Origin of the sequence: Micromonospora sp. D75, from assembly GCF_018070405.1 — a bacterium.
Taxonomy (GTDB): Bacteria; Actinomycetota; Actinomycetes; order Mycobacteriales; family Micromonosporaceae; genus Micromonospora; species Micromonospora chalcea.
Window position 1 is genome coordinate 1 of sequence record NZ_JAGPXV010000453.1, and the last position, 4,948, is coordinate 4,948.

General features: G+C 75.0%; 2 protein-coding genes. Both read right to left on the bottom strand.

Annotation, left to right across the window (positions count from 1 at the left end):
• On the bottom strand, positions 1–3,834 hold a 3,834-nt coding region (locus KBX39_RS22940), incomplete at its 3' end, for a type I polyketide synthase (protein ID WP_210872445.1).
• Between the two features lie 325 nt (positions 3,835–4,159).
• On the bottom strand, positions 4,160–4,948 hold a 789-nt coding region (locus KBX39_RS22945), incomplete at its 5' end, for a metallophosphoesterase (RefSeq protein WP_210872446.1).

The following is a 4,948-nucleotide window of genomic DNA, read 5'->3' on the forward strand; positions in this document are numbered from 1 at the left end:
CGGCACGGGGACGCCGGGATCGCCGGCGGGCACCGTCAGCAGCACCTGCCGGGCCGTGGCCCCGTCCGCCGCCAGGGTCGCCACGTCCGCGAAGACCGGCACCTCCGGCAGCGCGTCCGGTGCCGGCCGGCCCAGCACCGCCCACCCCGGAAGGTCGTCGACGCTCTCGATCTGCTCGGCCTGCCAGGTCACCTCGTACAGCGACCGGGCGGCACCGCCCCGGGTCGCCGTCGCGGTCATCTCCCGCAGCACGAGCGAGTCCACCGAGACCACCGGCGCGCCCGAGCCGTCGCAGGCGACCAGCCGCACCCCGGAGCCGTCCCGGGTCAGCCGCACCCGCAGCGTCCGGGCGCCCGAGGCGTGCACCTGCACGCCCTCGAACGCGAACGGCACGCGCGGCCCCTCGGCCTCGAGCAGCAGCGCCACCGGGTGCAGCGCGGCGTCCAGCAGCGCCGGGTGCACCCCGAACGCGCCCGCCTCGCCGGCCGCCCCGTCCGGCAGCGTCACCTCGGCGTACGCCCCACCGTCGGCGGTCCAGGCCCGCCGTACGCCCTGGAAAACCGGCCCGTACGACAGGCCGTGCTCGGCCAGCGCCGGATACCAGCCGGTCAGGTCCACCTCGGTCGCGCCCGCCGGCGGCCACTCGCCGAGCCCCGGCTCGTCGGCCGACACCGGTTCGAGCAGGCCGTCGGCATGCCGCACCCAGTCGGTGTCGTCGTCCTCCTCGGGCTGGGAGTACACGGACACCGTCCGGACGGCGGCGTCGTCGGCAGCGCCGACGCGCACCTGCACGCGTACCGCCCCGGAGTCGGGCAGCACCAGCGGCGCCGCCACGGTCAGCTCCCGTACCCGCGACGCGCCCACCTCGTCGCCGGCGCGGACCGCCAGCTCCACCAGGGCGGTGCCCGGCACCACCACGTTGCCGCCGACCACGTGGTCGGCCAGCCACGGGTGCGTCGACGTCGACAGCCGGCCGGTCAGCACCACCTCGTCGTCGCCGGCGAGCCGCACCGCCGCGCCGAGCAGCGGGTGCCCCGCGACGCCGAGGCCGGCGCCCGACACGTCGCCGACCCGCCACGGCAGCACCTCGGGCCAGAACCGCTCCCGCTGGAAGGCGTACGTGGGCAGGTCGACCCGGGCGGCGCCGGTGTCGGCGAACCACTCCCGCCAGGACACCGGCAACCCGTGCACGTGCAGCTCGGCGAGGGCGTGCAGCAGCGCCTGCGCCTCGGGCCGGTCCCGGCGCTGGGCTGCGACGGCGAGCACGTCGTCGTCGGGCAGCACGTCGGTCGTCATCGCGGTCAGTACGCTCTGCGGGCCGACCTCCAGGAAGGTGTCGACCCCGGCGTCGCGCAGCGCGGCGAGCCCGTCGGCGTAGCGGACCGCCTCGCGGACGTGCCGTACCCAGTAGTCGGGGGTGCGGATCTCGTCGGCGTCGGCGAGCGCACCGGTCAGGTTCGACACGATCGGCAGCGTGGGGGCGGCGAGGTCCAGCCGCTCGACGATGCCGCGGAAGCGCTCCAGCACCGGCTCCATCAGCGGGCTGTGGAACGCGTGACTGACGGCCAACCGGCGGGTACGCACACCCCGGTCGCGCCAGACGCGCTCCACCTCGTCGAGGGCGTCGAGGGCCCCGGAGACCACGACGGAGGTCGGGCCGTTGACGGCCGCGACGCCGACCCGGTCGGTCAGCCCGGCGATCGACTCCGTCACGGCCGCCTCGTCGGCGGCCACGGCGAGCATGCCGCCGCCGTCAGGCAGCGACTGCATGAGCCGGCCCCGCGCCGCCACCAGCAGGCAGGCGTCCTGGAGGGACAGCACCCCGGCCACGTGCGCGGCGGCGATCTCACCGATCGAGTGCCCGCCCACGAAGTCCGGCACCACGCCGAACGACTCCACGAGGCGGAACAGCGCCACCTCGACGGCGAAGAGCCCGGCCTGGGTGAACGCGGTCTGGTCCAGCAGCTCCGCCTCGGCGGAGCCCTCCGGCGCGAACAGCACCTCCTTGAGCGGGCGCGGCAGCACCCGGTCGAGATGCCCGCACGCCTCGTCGAGGGCGGCGGCGAAGACGGGGAACTCGGCGTACAGCTCGCGGCCCATGCCGGTGCGCTGCGCGCCCTGGCCGGAGAAGAGCACCGCCAGCGGACCGCGGTCCCCGGCCTGGCCCGTGACCACGGTGCCCGACGGCGCGCCCGCCGCCAGGGACTCCAGGCCCGCCAGCAGACCCGCACGGTCCCCGGCGAGCACCACCGCACGCCGGTCGAGCGTCGAGCGGGACACCACCGACGACCAGGCCACATCGAGCGGGCGCGGCTCCTCGTCGTCGCTGAGCCAACGGGCCAGCCGGTCCGCCTGCGCGGCGAGCGCGGCCGGCTGCGCGGCGGAGAGCAGCATGGGCACGACGGCGGGACGGCGGGACGGGGTGGCGTGGTCGCCGGCCGGGTCGGGGGCCGGCGCCTGCTCCAGGATCAGGTGGGCGTTCGTGCCGCTCATGCCGAAGGACGACACGCCAGCCCGGCGGACGTGCTCGCCGCCGGCCCACGGGCGCGCCTCGTCGAGCAGGGCCACGGCACCGGTCGACCAGTCGACGTGCGGTGAGGGCCGGTCCACGTGCAGGGTGGGCGGCAGCACGCCGTGCCGCATCGCCATCACCATCTTGATGACGCCGCCGGCGCCGGCCGCGGCCTGCGGGTGGCCGATGTTCGACTTCAGCGAGCCCAGCCACAGCGGGCGGTCGGCGGTGCGGCCCTGCCCGTACGTGGCCAGCAGCGCCTGCGCCTCGATCGGGTCGCCCAGCCGGGTGCCCGTGCCGTGCGCCTCGACGGCGTCCACGTCGGACGGACTGAGCCGGGCGTTCTCCAGCGCCTGCCGGATCACCCGCTGCTGCGCGGGGCCGTTGGGGGCGGTCAGCCCGCTGCTCGCGCCGTCCTGGTTGACGGCGCTGCCCCGGATCACCGCCAGGACGGGGTGCCCGTTGCGCCGGGCGTCGGAGAGCTTCTCGACGAGCAACATGGCGACGCCCTCGGACCAGCCGGTCCCGTCGGCGTCGGCGGAGAACGCCTTGCACCGCCCGTCGGAGGCGAGCCCCCGCTGGCGGGAGAACTCGACGAAGGCGCCCGGCGTGGCCAGCACGGTGACGCCGCCGGCCACGGCGAGGGAGCACTCACCGTCGCGCAGGGCCTGACCGGCGAGGTGCAGGGCGACCAGCGACGAGGAGCAGGCGGTGTCGATGGTGACGGCCGGCCCCTCCAGCCCGAAGGAGTACGCCAGCCGGCCGGACATGACGCTCGCGGCGGTGCCGGTGAGGACGTAGCCCTCCGTGCCCTCGGGCAGTTGCCGCAGCACGGACGTGTAGTCCTGCCCCGCGGTGCCGACGAACACCCCGGTACGGCTGCCCCGCACCGACGCGGCGTCGATGCCGGCCCGCTCGAAGACCTCCCAGGTCACCTCGAGCAGGAGGCGCTGCTGCGGGTCCATGGCCAGCGCCTCGCGCGGCGAGATCCCGAACAGGGTCGGGTCGAACAGACCCGCGTCGCGCAGGAAGCCACCCCGGTTGCTGTACGTGGTGCCGGGGTGGTCGGGGTCGGGGTCGTAGAGCCGGTCGAGGTCCCAGCCCCGGTCGTCGGGGAACGCGCCGGTGGCGTCCACCCCGCCGACGACGACGTCCCAGAGGTCCTCAGGTGAGGCGACGCCACCGGGGAAACGGCAGGCCATGCCGACGATCGCGATCGGCTCGGCGTCCTCGTCCTCCAGCTCGGTCAGGCGCCGACGCGCCAGGCGGAGCTCGGAGGTCACCCACTTCAGGTGTTCGAGGAGCTTGTCTTCGTCCGCCATGACCCACCCGCCCAGAGCTTGCTATCGATCGGAATCTGCCGATTCGTTGACCACACCACCGCCGGCGGGCCGGCTTCGTGCACAGGTGGGTGCAGACGCGGCCGTTCGGCTCACGAAACCCACACCTGTTCCTGATTCCGGTCGTCGTGCCTGCTCAGGCGCCCGCCACGCCGGACAGTCCCGCCGACACACGCCCGCCACCGTGACTGGACGGTACTGAGCGCCCAACACCCGCCCAACCCCTAGAGAACCCCTGATCGACCGGCCCGCGGGCGGCGTCCCGGCAGGCTCCGGGAGCGGCGGTGACCAGCGCCACGAGGGCCATTCAGGCGGCCGACGGCAGGATGCGGCGCAGCCGGCCGGGGGGCGTCGACCGGCGGCGCCACTCCCGCGGGTAGCCGACCGAGACCTCTTCGAACCGGACCCCGTCGTACCAGGTGGTGCGCGGGATGTGCAGGTGACCGTAGACGGCGACGCGGGCGTCGAAGCGGACGTGCCAGTCGGCAGTGGTCTCGGTGCCGCACCACTGGGCGAACTCCGGGTACCGCAGGATCCGGGTGGGCTCGCGTACGAGCGGGAAGTGGTTGACCAGGACGGTGGGCAGCCCGCCGCGCTCGGCGGTGAGCCGGCGCTCCGTCAGGGCCAGCCGCGCCCGGCACCAGGCGTCCCGCGTCGGGTACGGGTCCGGGTGCAGCAGGATCTCGTCGGTGCAGACCACGCCGACCTCGTGGGCCCGTGCCAGGGCCTGCTCCTTCGTGTACGTCCCCGGGGGCCGGAAGGTGTAGTCGTAGAGCAGGAACAGCGGCGCGATCAGGACCGGGTCGTCGCCCTGCGGGTCCCAGACGGGGTACGGGTCCTCCGGAGTCACCACCCCGAGCCCCCGGCACAGCTCCACCAGGTGCTGGTAGCGCGCGTCCCCCCGCAGCTGGATCGGGTCCTCGCGGGGAGTCCACAGCTCGTGGTTGCCGGGGGCCCAGATGACCTTGGCGAAGCGGCGGCTGAGGAGTCCCAGCGCCCACTCGATGTCGCCGACGAACTCCCCGACGTCGCCACCAACCCACGCCCACGCCGCGACACCACCAACCCATCCACAAACGCATTCGCCGCCGCATAC